Source organism: Ralstonia mannitolilytica, assembly GCF_905397375.1.
In the GTDB taxonomy this organism is placed as follows: domain Bacteria; phylum Pseudomonadota; class Gammaproteobacteria; order Burkholderiales; family Burkholderiaceae; genus Ralstonia; species Ralstonia mannitolilytica.
This window is the reverse complement of sequence record NZ_CAJPVG010000002.1, coordinates 115,676-129,350: the sequence shown is the minus strand read 5'-3', so window position 1 is coordinate 129,350 and position 13,675 is coordinate 115,676. Positions and strand designations below refer to the sequence as shown.

Sequence of the window (13,675 nt, the reverse complement as noted above, 5' to 3'; positions counted from 1 at the left end):
ATTTCTCCTAGAGGGAACAGCTTCGTTATTGCATGAAAGGACCCCACGCCGGCTCACGAACCTCGCCGGCCTGGAGCGAAAGAACCTGACGCGTACGGCCATCGGTCGACACCGCAGCCAGCACCGCCTTGCCGCCCACGCGCGTGGCATACAGGATGAACTTGCCGTTGGCGGCAAAGCTCGGCGATTCGTCGTGCGAGGTGTCGGTCAGCGCAGTGACATCGCCGTTGGTCAGATCCTGCACATACAGCCGGAACGCCCCGCCCACACGCGAAATGTACGCCAGCAGCTTGCCGTCCGGCGACACGCGGGGGCTCGTGTTGTAGTTGCCCTTGAACGTCACGCGTTGCGCGCCACCGGCCTCTTCGCCGTCGGCCGACATGCGATAGATCTGCGGTGCGCCGCCGCGATCGCTGGTGAAGTAGATGTAACGGCCATCCGGCGAATACGACGGCTCGGTGTCGATTGCGGTGCTGCGGGTCAGGCGACGCAGGCCGGAGCCATCGGCGTTGACCACGTAGATCTGCGTATTGCCGTCGCGCGACAGCGACACCGCCACATGCCGGCCATCCGGCGACCACGCCGGCGCCGAGTTGTTGCCCTTCTGGTTCGAGATGACCGTGCGGCGGCCTGCCACCAGGTCATGCACGTACACCACCGGCTTCTTGCTCTCGAACGAGACATACGCGACCTTCGTACCATCCGGCGACCACGACGGCGAGATGATCGGCTCGTTGCTCGTAAGCGCCACCTGCGGGTTGGCGCCATCCGAGTCGGAAATCTGCAGCTGGAAGCGGCGGCCGACCTTCGACACGTACGACAGGCGCGTCGCAAACACGCCGCGCTCGCCGATCAGCTTCTGATAGATGTAGTCGGCAATCTCGTGCGCCGCCAGGCGCAGCTGATCTGGACGGCGCGTCAGCGCGAGGCCGCCCAGGCTTTCGCCCTTGGCCGTGTCGTAGAGGCGGAAGCGGATCTCGTAGCGATCGCCATTGCGGGTGACGGTGCCGCCCACGAAGGCGGCGGCGCCACGGGTCTTCCACGCTCCGAGGTCAGGCGCGGGGCTGTCCGGCACCACGGCACCGGCCACGTCCACGTTCGAGAAGCGGCCGCTGCGCACGAGGTCGGCCCGCACGATCGCAGAAAGGTTCTGCGGCGCCTGCGACTCACCCTGGAAGTTGGCGATGGCGATCGGGTACTGGCTGGCACCCACACCGGAAATCTCCACGTTCAGCTGGGCATGGGCGACGCCGGCACACGCCGCGCTCAGCAGCAATGCCTGCGCGGCGCGTCGGAACATCGGAATCCACATCTTTCGCATCATGTTCATCGTCCCTACTATCGAATCTGCAATCGGACCGTATGCCGGCGCCGCCCGCGCGACGCTGGCGCGTTATTCCTTGGGCCGGAACGTCAGGATGACGCTCGACGGTGCTTTGCCGTTGGTATCGCGCGGCAGCGGGTCGGAACGGTCCACCGCACGCAGCACGGCTTCGTCATAAGCGCCGTTGCCGCTGGACTTCGTCAGGCGCTTGGACAGAATCGAGCCGTCAGGCGCCATCTGCACCGCCACCACGGCCGACGGGTTGCCGCTGATCGCCGACGGGTCGAACACGATGTTCGGCTTGACCTTGGCCCGTACGCGCTCGGCATAACCGGCCGATGCCGTACCGCCCGTGCCCATGGCGTTGCCGACGCCGCCGCCCGAACCGGCGACGGAGCCCGTCGCGCCCGCGCCAGCCATCGCCCGCAGGCGATCGAGCTGCGCCTGACGCTGAGCGTTGGCGCGCGCCTCGCTGGCCTTACGCTCGGCCTCTGCCTTGGCTTTGGCCTCTGCAGCTGCCTTGGCCTTCAGTTCCTTCTGCTTGGCCTCGGCTTCGGCCTTGGCTTTCGCTTCCGCCTGGGCCTGCAGCTGGGCTTTCTTCAGCGCCTGCGCCTCGGCCGCGGCCTTTTCCTTGGCCTGCTGTTCGGCCAGCGCCTTGCGGTGCTGTTCAGCTTGACGCGCTTGCTGCTCTTCCTTCAAGCGCGCCAGGCGCTGGGCTTCGGCGCGCTCTTCCGCAGCGCGACGCGCAAGCTCGGCCTGGCGCGCCGCCGCGGCTTCCTGCTCGCGCTTGCGCTTTTGCTGTTCCAGCGCGATGTCGGCGTCTTCTTCCACCTTGGCGGGCGGCGCCTTGACCACCGGCTCCGGCTTGGTCTCGGGCACAGGCACCGGCTGCTGCACGGCCTGCTGGACGGCGGCCTCGTCCCACAACTCGGCTTCTTCGCCGCGCGGTGTGCTGCTCTGCCACTGCACGCCAAAGTACAAAAAGATCAGCAGCAGGATGTGTGTCAGGACCGCCAGCCCGAACGCGCGCAGCGTGCCACGCTCGCGAACTGGCTCGTAACGGTGCAACGACGTCGTGGCCATGACGTTCAGGTTGCCTCGCCTCGGTTCATCAACAACATGGTCATGACGACTTCACCATCAGGCCGACGCGCTTGACACCGTCACCCTTGAGCACGCTCATCACGGTCAGCACACGGTCGTATTGGACCGACTTGTCGGCGGCAATCACGACCGGCTGGTCGGGGTTTTCATCGGTGCGCTGCTTCACGAAAGCGCGCAGTTCATTGTTGTTGGCAAGCTTCTGCTCCGTCGCACCCGAACCCGTCTTGATGCGAGCAAGGATTGTGCCGTCGCCCTTGATGGTCACGACAATCGGCGGCTGGGTCTGCTGGGGCGTGGCGTTGGCCACCGACGGCAGGTTGACCACACCGGGGTTCACCACGGGAGCGGCCACCATGAAGATGACCAGCAGCACCAGCATCACGTCGATGTACGGAACGACGTTGATGTCTGCCTTGGCCCGTCGGGCGCGGCGCGTTCGCTGGATGGTAGCCATGCGCTGGGCTCCTTAGCGCGTCTGGCGCTGCAGGATGTTCGAGAACTCTTCCATGAAGCTCTCGAAGCGGTTGGCCAGGCGGTCCATTTCCGTGGCGTAGCGGTTGTAGGCAATCACCGCCGGAATGGCCGCGAACAGGCCGATGGCCGTCGCCACGAGCGCCTCGGCAATGCCCGGTGCCACCGCCGAGAGCGTCGCCTGCTGTACGTTCGACAGGCCCCGGAAGGCATTCATGATGCCCCACACCGTGCCGAACAGGCCGATGTACGGGCTCACCGAACCGACCGACGCCAGGAACGGCAGGTGCGATTCGAGCGAATCCATTTCGCGCTGATACGCGGCCCGCATGGCGCGGCGCGAGGCGTCGAGGATGGCGCTCGGATCGGCAATGGCGCCTCGCTGGAGCTCCCGCGCCTTCAGGTATTCGCGCATGCCTGCTTCAAAGATGCGCTCGAGCGCCCCGGTGTTGTGGCGGTTGTTGGCCGCGCTCTGGTACAGCGCCTGCAGGTCGCCACCGGCCCAGAAGTCGCGCTCGAACGATTCGGTCTGGCTGCGCGCGGCACGCAGGGCGAACGCTTTGCGGAAGATGTACGTCCACGAGAACAGCGACATCACCAGCAGCAGGCCCATGACAAACTGGACCAGTAAGCTGGCGTGCAGCACCAACGAGACGATCGACAGATCTTGTGTGACCTCGACGGGATTCATGCGGCGGCTTTGATGGTTGCGAGTACGGGAGCGGGAATCGGGGTCGGCCGGAATGTGAGCCGGTCGACACATCCGACACGGATCGTGCCGGAAGCGAGCAGAACGTCGCCGCGCCAGCTTTCCTGGGCGAATTGGACCGACGCGGGGCCGACGCGTTCCATACGCGAACGGATCTGCAGAAGGTCGTCCAGGCGGGCGGGTGCCCGGTAGTCCACAGCGGTGCTGCGCACCACGAAGATGGCGCCGGTCGCGTCGGCCAGCGCTTGCTGATCGACCCCAAGCGCACGCAGCCATTCGGTGCGGGCGCGCTCAAAGAATTTCAGATAATTGGCGTAGAACACCACGCCGCCCGCGTCGGTATCTTCCCAATACACACGCAGGTTCCAGTCAAAAGAAGACATCCGGCAATTTTACCAAGGCGTAAGTGGCGGCCAGCCATCCCCCGACTGGCCGAGGGCTTGTGCGCCGGATTTCAAGCCATGCCTCGCGTCACACTGGTGGCCGAGAACGACTGGCAAACGGGCATCAGCTCGATCGCGTTGACATTGAAGTGGCCGGGCAGCGCCGCCATCCAGTAGACGGCCTCGGCGATATCGTCGGCGGTGAGCGCCTCCGTGCCTTCGTAGACCTTTTCCACGCGGGCATCGTCGCCCTTGAAACGCACGTTGGAGAACTCGGTGCCGGAGCACAGGCCCGGCTCGACGTTCGATACGCGCACGCGGGTGCCCGTCAGATCGGCCCGCAGGTTCAGCGAGAACTGCCGCACGAACGCCTTGGTGGCGCCATACACGTTGCCCCCCGGGTACGGGTATGTGCCGGCGATCGAACCGATGTTGATGACGTGGCCGCGGTTGCGCTCGACCATGCCAGGCAGCAACGCGCGCGTCATGTGGACCAGCCCGGAGCAGTTCGTGCCGATCATGCGGTCCCAGTCGTTCAGGTCGGCGCGCTGGGCGGGCTCCAGGCCTAGCGCCAGCCCGGCGTTGTTGACCAGCACGTCGACTTCACGCCAGCCCTCAGGCAGCGAGCCCGGCAGCGCGGCCACGGCTTCGGCGTCGAGCACGTCGAGCACGAGAGGCAGCAGCGCGTCGCCGAGTTCGGCCCTGAGCGCATCGAGACGGTCCTGGCGGCGGCCCGCCGCGATCACGCGATGGCCTTCGCGCACGAAACGGCGCGCGATGGCTGCGCCGAAGCCGGCCGTCGCGCCGGTCACGAATACGATCATGGAAGTGTCTCCGGGGCCTGAAAATGGCAAAAACTGGAGTTTACCCGAGCGTCGTGTTGTATTGCACCGCAATGTGCGCTGCAAACGCCCCGGTTCTTGCGGCGACCATGGGGCTGTCGTACACTCGCGGGCAACCATTCCACCTTGCGCGACTGGCGAATCCTGAAGCCGCATCCCAGCGGCTTCGACATGTGGGCAGCGACCACGAGGAAGCGCAAGGTTTCTGGCGTCATGCACAACGGCGCCTGCCGCTCGCCTGGGCAGCGAATGGGAAGCTGGGTGACTTGGGCACCCGCTGCCGCCGGCCGACACCGGAAGCAGTCGTCCAAGCCGCGCGCGTTTCCCGATGCCCGCCCGCCTCGCCCGACCTCCGCCAATTCCGTTTCGTTTCACCAAGACACTCGCCATGTTCGAACGCAGCCGCTATACGATCGACCAGATCGATCCCGAAATCTTTGCCGCCATCCAGAAGGAAAATCAGCGTCAGGAAGACCACATCGAGCTGATCGCCTCTGAGAACTACACCTCGCCGGCCGTGATGGCCGCGCAGGGCTCGCAACTGACCAACAAGTACGCCGAGGGCTACCCCGGCAAGCGTTACTACGGCGGTTGCGAATATGTGGACGTGGTCGAGCAGCTCGCCATCGACCGCGTGAAGCAGCTGTTTGGCGCCGAAGCCGCCAACGTACAGCCGAACTCGGGCTCGCAGGCCAACCAGGGTGTGTTCTTCGCCGTGCTCAAGCCGGGCGACACGATCATGGGCATGAGCTTGGCCGAAGGCGGCCACCTGACACACGGCATGGCGCTGAACATGAGCGGCAAGTGGTTCAACGTGGTCAGCTACGGCCTGAACGCGCAGGAAGACATCGATTACGACGCGCTCGAAGCGCTCGCGCAAGAGAAGAAGCCGAAGCTGATCATTGCCGGCGCATCGGCATTTGCCCTGCGCATCGATTTCGAGCGCATCGGCAAGATCGCCAAGTCGGTCGGCGCATATTTCATGGTCGACATGGCCCACTACGCCGGCCTGATCGCCGCCGGTGTGTACCCGAACCCGGTGCCGCACGCCGACTTCGTCACGACGACCACACACAAGAGCTTGCGCGGCCCGCGCGGCGGCGTGATCCTGATGAAGGCCGAACACGAGAAGGCCATCAACTCCGCGATCTTCCCCGGCATCCAGGGCGGCCCGCTGATGCACGTGATCGCCGGCAAGGCAGTGGCCTTCAAGGAAGCGCTGTCGCCGGAATTCAAGGCGTATCAGCAGCAAGTGGTGAAGAACGCCGCCGCCATGGCCGAAACGCTGATGGCACGCGGCCTGCGCATCGTGTCGGGCCGCACCGAGAGCCACGTGATGCTGGTCGACCTGCGCGCCAAGAAGATCACCGGCAAGGAAGCCGAGAAGGTGCTGGGCGACGCGCACATCACCGTCAACAAGAACGCGATTCCGAATGATCCGGAAAAGCCGTTCGTGACCTCGGGCATCCGCCTGGGTTCGCCGGCGATGACCACGCGCGGTTTCAAGGAAGCCGAGGCCGTGAAGGTGGCGCACCTGATCGCCGACGTGCTGGACAACCCGCACGATGAAAACAACATCGCCGAGGTGCGCGCCAAGGTGGCCGAGCTCACCAAGCAGTTCCCGGTGTACGGCTGAGGTTGTATCCGCCGGTGGCCGGCGCTGCCGGCCGCGTAGTACCCTGCCGCGATGCGCCCGAAGTCGAATGGGCGGGCCATCGCGGCATTGTCGTTTCAGCGCAGCGCGTTCTTTGAGGTTTCCGAGGAGACCACCGGCATGAAATGCCCCTTTTGCGGCCACGCGGCCACCCAGGTGATTGAAACCCGCATGTCGGAAGAAGGCGACACCGTGCGCCGCCGGCGCAAGTGCGAAGCCTGCGACCGCCGCTTCACGACCTACGAGCGCATCGAGCTGTTCTTCCCGGCCGTCGTCAAGAAAAACGGCAGCCGCGTCGATTACGACCGCAACAAGGTCAAGGATTCCATGCGCCTGGCGCTGCGCAAGCGCCCCGTCTCCGCCGAGGCCATCGACGAAGCCATTGCCCGCATCGAAGAGAAGCTCCTGAGCCACGGCGAGAAGGAAATCGGCAGCGACCGGGTGGGCGAGCTGGTCATGCGGGAGCTGAAGCGGCTGGACAAGATCGGGTATATCCGGTTTGCGTCGGTGTACCGGAGTTTCGAGGATGTGTCGGAATTTCGGGATGTGCTCGACGAGATTGCCGCGACGAACGTGCGGAAGTGAAAAAAGAGCCTGCAGGGCCCTCTTCCTTTACCAGCACTGCGCCGAGGTTGTCCCGCTCTTCATACCCGTATTGCCCTGTACACCGAGCTGGTTGATCGTATAGGTACCGCAGGCGTCTGCCGTCTGGGGGCCGGCTGGTACGGCCGACGCTGAATACGCAGGTGATGATGTCGCGTTATTCACCTGCACGCTCATCTGGTAATAGCTTTGATTTCCCGACTGAATTGCCATCGGAAACGATGCAGCTCCGTAACCGAGCGCTGAGGGCGAACTCGCGTAAACGTTTTGCAACGTGAAGTACCGCTCCTGCCGGGTGGCCAGATCGAGCAACGCCGTCTTTGCGTCGATTCGATGGGACTTCAGGACGTATTGCTGGTAGGACGGATACGCGATCGCCGCGAGGATGGCGATGATTGCCACCGTGATCATGAGTTCGACCAGCGTAAAGCCGGCAGCCTTGCGTAGAAAAACAGATCTCTCTGGATTCATCACCGCATCCATTGTTAACGCAGCCTGAGCCAGTTCAGGCGTGACCCGATGGCCGTGGCCGACGGATTGATCTGAATGAATCGGGGCGTGCCGTCCGAGCCCTGCATCACGGCATACACTTTTCCGTTAAGCGACACAAACGTCGAGGTCCCCGTGCCGCTCATGCCGACAGCGCTGACACCTTGCCCGCCCGAGGTAAGAAAGCTGCCATCCTTGTCGTAAAAGTACGGGTTCGCCGTCGCACCGCCATTGGCAACCGAGATGCCATACGAGAAACCTGAAGCCGCCGTCGTATTGCAAGACAGCACTTGCTGAACGGCCGGTATCAACGTATTGACATTCACCACGCCGTATTGAAGCGACGGGCTATAGACGACCTGTTCGTTCTGGCCCGTAGGCAACGGCAACGTCCAACCGAAGTCCGAATTACTGCCGGCGCAATCAGTCGAGCCTTTCCAGCAGACTTTCGAGCTCGTGACGGTTCGCTGGGCAAGTCCCGAGGTCGAAGTACCTGCATCCGTCGATGTCTGCTGCCTCAAATCCTTGGACGCGACTATCCCGCCCGAGGGGCCGGCTGACGACGCAAGCGACGCATATTTCGCTGTGGATGGAGCAATCGCGTTCCAGCCATCCATGTTCCAATCCCAGATACCGTAGAGAGCCTGATTTGCAGTCGCATACGTAGCGGGGCTTGTCAGCGTCGCGGGAAACGCCTGGCCAGTGCCGAAGCTCACAATCAACCGCGCCGGCCCGCCCAGGCCTGAGCCCGGGACTGAAGCGACGATCACCTTCGAAGTAATCGGCTGCCCGGCCGACGTCGTGAAGAGGGGCGTGGTCGAGACACTCCAGCTATTTGGATCTTGCGACGTCAAATCAAAGCGCCAGACGTTGCCATAGACATCGCCAGCGTAGACATAGTCGCTGATGTGGTCGCCATCAAGGTCGGCTGGCGTCACGAACGCAATGCCATTTTTGCTCGTAGTTCCCGCTTTTGCGGGACCATACCCGGTATCCAAATAGCGGAACGTGACTTGCCCTTTGGAGTCGACCAGCATGATGAACATGCCCGCCGTACCGTTCTTGCTATTCAAGCCATTGCCGAACAGCACCGCCCAATTGCCATTGTGAAGCCGGCGGATCACCGGAGTGCCATAGGTGTTGCCCAGATAGTCGCCACAGTTGGCAACGTTCGTGCAAGAAATCGACGCGGAAGACCACTCGCCGATGACGAGCTTGCTTGCATTGCTTTCGCTAAACGTGCTCGGGTCCGTCACGTCCAGGGCGTAGATCGCGCCGGTACCGGTGGTCGTGCCATCGCCGATCGGACCATTAGCGTTCCCGCCGCCGCCCAGCCCCCCCACCAGCCACGTGTGCCAGCCTCCGTTGTAATACAGTTCCCCAGTGCCCGGCGTAGCGTCTACGTACAAATTGTGGGTGTATCCCGGAGACGCGTAGTCCAACTTGCCGTTCGAACCGTTGTGAATCATGCTGACCACAGCGGCAGGCATGTAGGCCAGTATCTCGGTGCCATCGTTGGGCGTCGTCGAGTTGTTGACGAAATTGCCGTTGGCATCAAAGCTCCCAGCCCGAAAGCCGTGCAACATTCCGTCGTTAGATCCCACATAGACGACGTTTTGCCGCTGGCCGTAGGTCGCTTTGAAGTTCGCGTAGCTTCCAGCAGCCTCTGCGGGAGAGGCCTTGGCATAGAGGGCGTCTACCCACGGCCCGTTGTATGGAGCAGATGGCCCACCCACCCAGGTAGGGCTCGAATTTCCGATGTCCCCCAACACGCCTGTCCGGGCGCGGAACGTTCCGGAACCGCCTGAGGTAACTTCCTGTGAACGGTCTCCTCGCAGGTAAGAAAGGCGAGCGCTGGTGGAACTCGAGTCGCCAGCAGTCAGCGCCGCCTTTTGTGCAGCGGTCAAGTTCGCCCACTGGAACGGGATACCGGCGGTGCCATTCCAAGTCAAGATGCTTCGTGCAGTCTGTGCCGCTACCGTCGTGCCCGACCCCATTGCGGTGCACGCTCCACCTGTCAACGTACAGCTCGCGTCCCAATTGACGGTGGAATTAATGACCAGCTTGCCCGTCGAATCTGGCCCAATGGTCTGGGCGGTCACCTCGCCCCACCAGTTCTTGGGGTGGAAGTAAGAGAGATAGAGTTGCGTACCGGCCGTAACCCTCCCTAGCTGCGGAATGTTGGTGCCCGCAGAACTACTGGATTGCTCGACCGGCGCAGCCTTGAAGCACGTAATCTCGTGCACGTTGCTTCCGCCCCCGGTACCGGCCGAAAATCCGAAGCGAAACGACGACGGCAACGGGCCGTTCGACGCCGTGATGCTCTGGTTAGTAATCACCGGCTGCACAGTGCCGCCGTTTACGCTGTAGGAGAGGCTCAACAACCCATCATTCGTAATGCTCAGGGCATACGTGATCGGTGTGGCGGCGCCGCGCGTTGGGTTATTAGTGGCTTCTTGGCTATAGATGGTCACGCCATTAAGCGTGTCACCTGTGATGTAGTTGTAGTTGTAGCTGAGCTTCGTAGATGTCTTTTTTGGGTTGCTGGGGTTGCTGTAATCCCACACCGTACCGGTGCTACATGTCTTCTGCACCGCAGCTTGGCGTTGCGAAGCCGTCAGGGATGACGGGTAGTAGCTGGAATAGGCGCTATTAAGGTAGGCCCAGTTGGTATTACCGGCGCCGCGCAGGCTGATGCGACCAGGAATTGCGCCGATCCCACCATTCGCATTTGCGCCCGTATTGGTGTTGTCGCCGGCGTTCGAAAAGTTTCCGAACTCATCGATCCCCAACCCTATGTACCCGCCCTGCACGCCATCATAGGTGGGGTTGCCATTGGAGCAGCTGTATCCCAGGCTTCCCCCCAACGCACCCACTGTCGCCGGTTTAGATCCATCAGATAGGAAGAAGCTGATCCCGTCGGCACCGCTCTTCTGGCCGTTGGCGTTGGAGTAAGCATTACCTCCATACGTGACGGTCGTAAACGTAACCTGCAGGCCTTGATTAGTCGGAAACGTAAAGTTCGAAACTACCGCACCAGTCTGGTTGTTACCGTTGGTGCCAGCCTGGAAGTCACCATTCGTGAGACGGAGCGCACCAGAGCCGGGTGTATCGGGAAGACGGCCAGTCACCCCGCCTACCAGAGTCGTGTTGGCGTAGTACTTTAATCCGGTGCAGGCGGGAATGGGGCCCGTATTATTACCGGCTGTAAGACAGGCGCCGTTCAAGGCCGTCCAGTCATAGGATGACGCCACTCCCGTCAACGTGTCGCTGATCACGAGTTGCGCTTGCGCTACGCCCGGTAGGACGGCGGCAGTCGCGAGCAAAGCGAAGTGTGGTTTGTTTTTGATCATTGCAGTCCCAGATCCTTCGCACCCGCGGTCATTTGGTAGGTGCTCTGCACTACAGCAGCAGTGGTCGCATCCCCGCCATAGCCATAGGCGGTCACTTGATACAGCTGAGCCAGCCCACTGGGGCTCAGACCCAGATAGCTGATGTAAAGCCCCGGCACGCCCGAATAGTTGATATCCCCGGAGGGCGAACTCGCCCCCGCCATACCGCCACCTCCATTGGCCGTCATTGAAGGCGGTTGATAGGTTGTTCCTGCGCTCCAGGGAAGCTTGAACGGGTTAGTCAATGCGTTCGAGCAGACTCGCATGTTGGTCAGCACATTGCCGTTATTGACGTCGGAACAGTTGACGCTGACGGATGCATTGCCTTGCCCGATCCACCATTCACCATACTGCAATGCGCTCTGGGCTGCCTCCACGGCACGCTGCTTATCCCGTGTTCCTGCAGCGATCCGCTCTTGGAGGCCTGAACTGCGGAATATGCTCACTGCAAACAGCGTAAGCACGAGCAGTAAGAGCAGCCCAATGATGAGGGTGTAGCCGCGTGTACGCCGGGCGGCCATTTTTGAAAGACGCATCGGGGCTCTCATGGCTGATTTCGGAGGCTGATCGTTTGCGTCCACGGCTTAGGAGCCTGCCCGGTTTCGCTGCCGAACTGCGTCGCGAACGTCAGGGTGACCTGAACAGTGTGGACCGCAGGCCAAAGATTTCCCGTGGTGACTTGCGCGGCAGTTAGGTACGCATCGTTGTACCCATCGTTATTGGTGTCTGTGCCATACAAAACGCTGAAGCCGGACACCCCACTGACCAGTGGCACCGCCCCTTGGCCGTTCACCGAACACTGCAATTCGTTGTTGGCACTGATGGACAGCGTGTTGATGTATGCAACTTGCCCGCCCGTCGTGTTCGTTTGGCCGAGGCAGTTCATCACGCTATCGCCGCTCGCAGCGGCGAACTGCGTCGTGAGGGTATCGCTGTTACTCCCGCTCCCCGTCCCACTCGTACCAAAAATCGCCTGCCCAGCCGCCAACCCGGCCCCCCCAGGCAATGCCGTAACTGCGGTGTTAACCAACGGGTTGGGGAAATAGCCAGCCGACTGCACCGTATTGGTCAAGATAGTCAATGCCAGCCGCTCGTTATCCTGCAGTTGCGCAAGCTGATCCTGGCTGGTGAAGGTCTTCTGCATGCTCACGAACATCATCACCATGCCGCTCAACATAAAGAGCGAAATGACCATGGCGATCAGTATCTCGATCAGGCTCGTGCCGGCCTGCCTGCGCGTCCGTCGCATCCGGGTAGTCAACGGTTTGCGAGTCATGGTTGAACGTAGACCGTATAGCTCTGTTGCACGGACGGTTGCATCGCAGCAGCCGCAGAAGCCGTATTGGCATTGACCGCAATGGCCTTTTCAACCCACGTGACGGTGACATTGCAGCTCACCGGCAAGGTCGTGGCCGTGCTGCAGTTGCCGGCGGCGGTATATCCGGGAAAGTGCGTGTTCATTGACAGCGCCCATCGCTGCAGGTCGTACGCTGCGAGCTTGTCGGGGGTACAACCATTTCCGCTTGCGCTCGGACAGCTCGGCACGGCTGCACTAAGCACGCCACGCGAGTCCGTCACGGCCACACCACTCGCACTGAAGGTCGCAGGAGCGGTATTTGGCACCGCCCAAAAGCCGCGATTGCCGTGCATAGCCGCAACGAGGCTTTCTGTCTGCAGTGCTATCAGTGAACGCACACGGGACGTCTGTGTATTACCCACGGCGGCGGCCTGAATCTTAATCAATCCCAGCAGACCAACACCCACCACCACCAAAGTGATAAGCGCCTCGACCAAGGAAAAGCCGGCAGCCGAATCTCGACTCTTCTTTAGCCGCATGCGCCCCCCGTTTGTACGGCGCGCCCAACCATGTTGACCGTCACGCACCGGGTTGCGGTGGCGTTCGCTGGCGTTGTGCTGAGCGTGGCCTTGAACGTCCCGCCGTTCGAGAGGTTGATTACAAAACCGTCACGACTGTACGTTAAGGCCTTTGATGTCGAAGTTGTCGTGGCCGTAAACTTATCGCCGTTCGTGAAGCCGGCCCTATAACGCAGGACAGTATCGGTACTCGCATCGAGACTGCCGGATCCGTTGTCATCATTGAAAACGATCCAACCAACGTCCCAAGCGTTGGCGTTCGTGCAGGTTGCCCCATCCTTGGATGCACACAGGCTGACCGGCATCCCGCGTTTCATGGCTTCGCTGCGGGCAAATTGAATATCATTGACCAGCGAATTGGCTTCGGACTGTGTACGGGCACGCTGGATTGTCCCATTGAACGACGGCACTGCGATCACCGCGAGGATGGCGACAATAGTCAAAGTGGTCAGGATCTCAACAATCGTGACCCCGCGAGATTTGCGCAGACACCAAACGCCAATGGCGTTAGTACGCCGGACTGCACGGCATGCCCGCCGGAAGTTGCGTAATGTTGGCTGATGATCCGCGGTAACGTGAAGACGGACCGCTGCGGTCATATCAAGACAAACGACCGACTAGAAGCCCACCCTGCCCAAGAGGCGAAATCCCATTAAGCATGCTTTGACCCCCGACTATTGTTTTAACCCCCCAGGGGACCGCGAAGTGCACTCGCACGCCCTGCTGGTTTGGAACTGATTGAGTTTTTCTTTGTGCTCGCGCCCACCCCCGTGAACGCACACGCACTGCCTTGTGAACATGTCCAGGCAAATGCATCCATGAAATAGTG

14 protein-coding genes and 1 riboswitch are annotated in these 13,675 nt (G+C 61.8%); of the genes, 2 read left to right on the top strand and 12 right to left on the bottom strand.

The window, feature by feature from the left end; all coding sequences use genetic code 11:
- Nucleotides 1–25 precede the first annotated feature (25 nt).
- From tolB to ydfG, 6 genes are all read right to left on the bottom strand, one after another.
- Nucleotides 26–1,330 carry a Tol-Pal system beta propeller repeat protein TolB gene (gene tolB, locus KHN96_RS06195; protein ID WP_045786260.1) on the bottom strand — a complete coding sequence of 435 codons (1,305 nt, stop codon included), beginning with the start codon at nucleotides 1,328–1,330 and terminating at the stop codon, nucleotides 26–28.
- A 63-nt stretch (nucleotides 1,331–1,393) separates the two neighbouring features.
- Nucleotides 1,394–2,407 carry a cell envelope integrity protein TolA gene (tolA, locus tag KHN96_RS06190; protein ID WP_045786259.1) on the bottom strand — a complete coding sequence of 338 codons (1,014 nt, stop codon included), beginning with the start codon at nucleotides 2,405–2,407 and terminating at the stop codon, nucleotides 1,394–1,396.
- Nucleotides 2,408–2,447: 40 nt separating this feature from the next.
- Nucleotides 2,448–2,882, bottom strand: a complete 435-nt coding sequence (tolR, locus tag KHN96_RS06185; RefSeq protein WP_004629515.1) for a protein TolR — start codon at nucleotides 2,880–2,882, stop codon at nucleotides 2,448–2,450.
- 12 nt (nucleotides 2,883–2,894) lie between these two features.
- Nucleotides 2,895–3,590, bottom strand: a complete 696-nt coding sequence (gene tolQ, locus KHN96_RS06180) for a protein TolQ (RefSeq protein ID WP_045786258.1) — start codon at nucleotides 3,588–3,590, stop codon at nucleotides 2,895–2,897.
- Nucleotides 3,587–3,991, bottom strand: a complete 405-nt coding sequence (gene ybgC, locus KHN96_RS06175; RefSeq protein WP_045786257.1) for a tol-pal system-associated acyl-CoA thioesterase — start codon at nucleotides 3,989–3,991, stop codon at nucleotides 3,587–3,589. The genes tolQ and ybgC overlap by 4 nt, the downstream gene beginning before the upstream one ends.
- A 71-nt stretch (nucleotides 3,992–4,062) precedes the next feature.
- Nucleotides 4,063–4,815 (bottom strand): bifunctional NADP-dependent 3-hydroxy acid dehydrogenase/3-hydroxypropionate dehydrogenase YdfG, encoded by a 753-nt coding sequence (gene ydfG / locus KHN96_RS06170; RefSeq protein ID WP_045786256.1) that lies wholly within the window; start codon nucleotides 4,813–4,815, stop codon nucleotides 4,063–4,065.
- A gap of 138 nt (nucleotides 4,816–4,953) precedes the next feature.
- Nucleotides 4,954–5,084, top strand: a riboswitch (ZMP/ZTP riboswitch).
- A 137-nt stretch (nucleotides 5,085–5,221) separates the two neighbouring features.
- On the opposite strand from ydfG, the gene glyA reads away from it, so the two are divergent.
- Together glyA and nrdR are read left to right on the top strand one after the other, a co-directional pair.
- Entirely contained in the window at nucleotides 5,222–6,469 is a 1,248-nt protein-coding gene (gene glyA, locus KHN96_RS06165) for a serine hydroxymethyltransferase (RefSeq protein WP_045786255.1), read from the top strand.
- 138 nt (nucleotides 6,470–6,607) lie between these two features.
- Complete coding sequence (nrdR, locus tag KHN96_RS06160) at nucleotides 6,608–7,072, top strand: transcriptional regulator NrdR (RefSeq protein ID WP_045787807.1); 465 nt, start codon at nucleotides 6,608–6,610, stop codon at nucleotides 7,070–7,072.
- Nucleotides 7,073–7,099: 27 nt separating this feature from the next.
- Here nrdR and KHN96_RS06155 read toward each other — a convergent pair whose 3' ends face one another.
- The 6 genes from KHN96_RS06155 to KHN96_RS06130 are packed head-to-tail and all read right to left on the bottom strand — an operon-like array spanning nucleotide 7,100 to nucleotide 13,445.
- Nucleotides 7,100–7,573, bottom strand: coding sequence for a type IV pilin protein (locus tag KHN96_RS06155; protein ID WP_274520115.1), 474 nt, complete (start codon nucleotides 7,571–7,573; stop codon nucleotides 7,100–7,102).
- 2 nt (nucleotides 7,574–7,575) lie between these two features.
- Entirely contained in the window at nucleotides 7,576–10,932 is a 3,357-nt protein-coding gene (locus KHN96_RS06150; RefSeq protein ID WP_045786254.1) for a pilus assembly protein, read from the bottom strand.
- Nucleotides 10,929–11,519, bottom strand: coding sequence for a pilus assembly PilX family protein (locus KHN96_RS06145; protein ID WP_052698599.1), 591 nt, complete (start codon nucleotides 11,517–11,519; stop codon nucleotides 10,929–10,931). The genes KHN96_RS06150 and KHN96_RS06145 overlap by 4 nt, the downstream gene beginning before the upstream one ends.
- Entirely contained in the window at nucleotides 11,516–12,247 is a 732-nt protein-coding gene (locus KHN96_RS06140) for a PilW family protein (protein WP_045786252.1), read from the bottom strand. Before KHN96_RS06140 ends, KHN96_RS06145 begins: the two co-directional genes overlap by 4 nt.
- Nucleotides 12,244–12,807, bottom strand: coding sequence for a prepilin-type N-terminal cleavage/methylation domain-containing protein (locus KHN96_RS06135; RefSeq protein WP_045786251.1), 564 nt, complete (start codon nucleotides 12,805–12,807; stop codon nucleotides 12,244–12,246). Before KHN96_RS06135 ends, KHN96_RS06140 begins: the two co-directional genes overlap by 4 nt.
- Complete coding sequence (locus KHN96_RS06130) at nucleotides 12,798–13,445, bottom strand: GspH/FimT family pseudopilin (RefSeq protein WP_082062837.1); 648 nt, start codon at nucleotides 13,443–13,445, stop codon at nucleotides 12,798–12,800. The genes KHN96_RS06135 and KHN96_RS06130 overlap by 10 nt, the downstream gene beginning before the upstream one ends.
- Nucleotides 13,446–13,675: the final 230 nt, after the last annotated feature.

Excerpts from the sequence above, each read along its gene's own strand:
- KHN96_RS06130 (WP_082062837.1), bottom strand. The coding sequence starts at position 13,445 with ATGACCGCAGCGGTCCGTCTTCACGTTACCGCGGATCATCAGCCAACA.
- tolB (WP_045786260.1), bottom strand. The coding sequence starts at position 1,330 with ATGAACATGATGCGAAAGATGTGGATTCCGATGTTCCGACGCGCCGCG.
- tolQ (WP_045786258.1), bottom strand. The coding sequence starts at position 3,590 with ATGAATCCCGTCGAGGTCACACAAGATCTGTCGATCGTCTCGTTGGTG.
- nrdR (WP_045787807.1), top strand. The coding sequence starts at position 6,608 with ATGAAATGCCCCTTTTGCGGCCACGCGGCCACCCAGGTGATTGAAACC.
- glyA (WP_045786255.1), top strand. The coding sequence starts at position 5,222 with ATGTTCGAACGCAGCCGCTATACGATCGACCAGATCGATCCCGAAATC.
- ydfG (WP_045786256.1), bottom strand. The coding sequence starts at position 4,815 with ATGATCGTATTCGTGACCGGCGCGACGGCCGGCTTCGGCGCAGCCATC.
- KHN96_RS06145 (WP_052698599.1), bottom strand. The coding sequence starts at position 11,519 with ATGAGAGCCCCGATGCGTCTTTCAAAAATGGCCGCCCGGCGTACACGC.
- tolA (WP_045786259.1), bottom strand. The coding sequence starts at position 2,407 with ATGGCCACGACGTCGTTGCACCGTTACGAGCCAGTTCGCGAGCGTGGC.
- KHN96_RS06140 (WP_045786252.1), bottom strand. The coding sequence starts at position 12,247 with ATGACTCGCAAACCGTTGACTACCCGGATGCGACGGACGCGCAGGCAG.
- tolR (WP_004629515.1), bottom strand. The coding sequence starts at position 2,882 with ATGGCTACCATCCAGCGAACGCGCCGCGCCCGACGGGCCAAGGCAGAC.
- KHN96_RS06150 (WP_045786254.1), bottom strand. The coding sequence starts at position 10,932 with ATGATCAAAAACAAACCACACTTCGCTTTGCTCGCGACTGCCGCCGTC.
- KHN96_RS06135 (WP_045786251.1), bottom strand. The coding sequence starts at position 12,807 with ATGCGGCTAAAGAAGAGTCGAGATTCGGCTGCCGGCTTTTCCTTGGTC.
- ybgC (WP_045786257.1), bottom strand. The coding sequence starts at position 3,991 with ATGTCTTCTTTTGACTGGAACCTGCGTGTGTATTGGGAAGATACCGAC.
- KHN96_RS06155 (WP_274520115.1), bottom strand. The coding sequence starts at position 7,573 with ATGGATGCGGTGATGAATCCAGAGAGATCTGTTTTTCTACGCAAGGCT.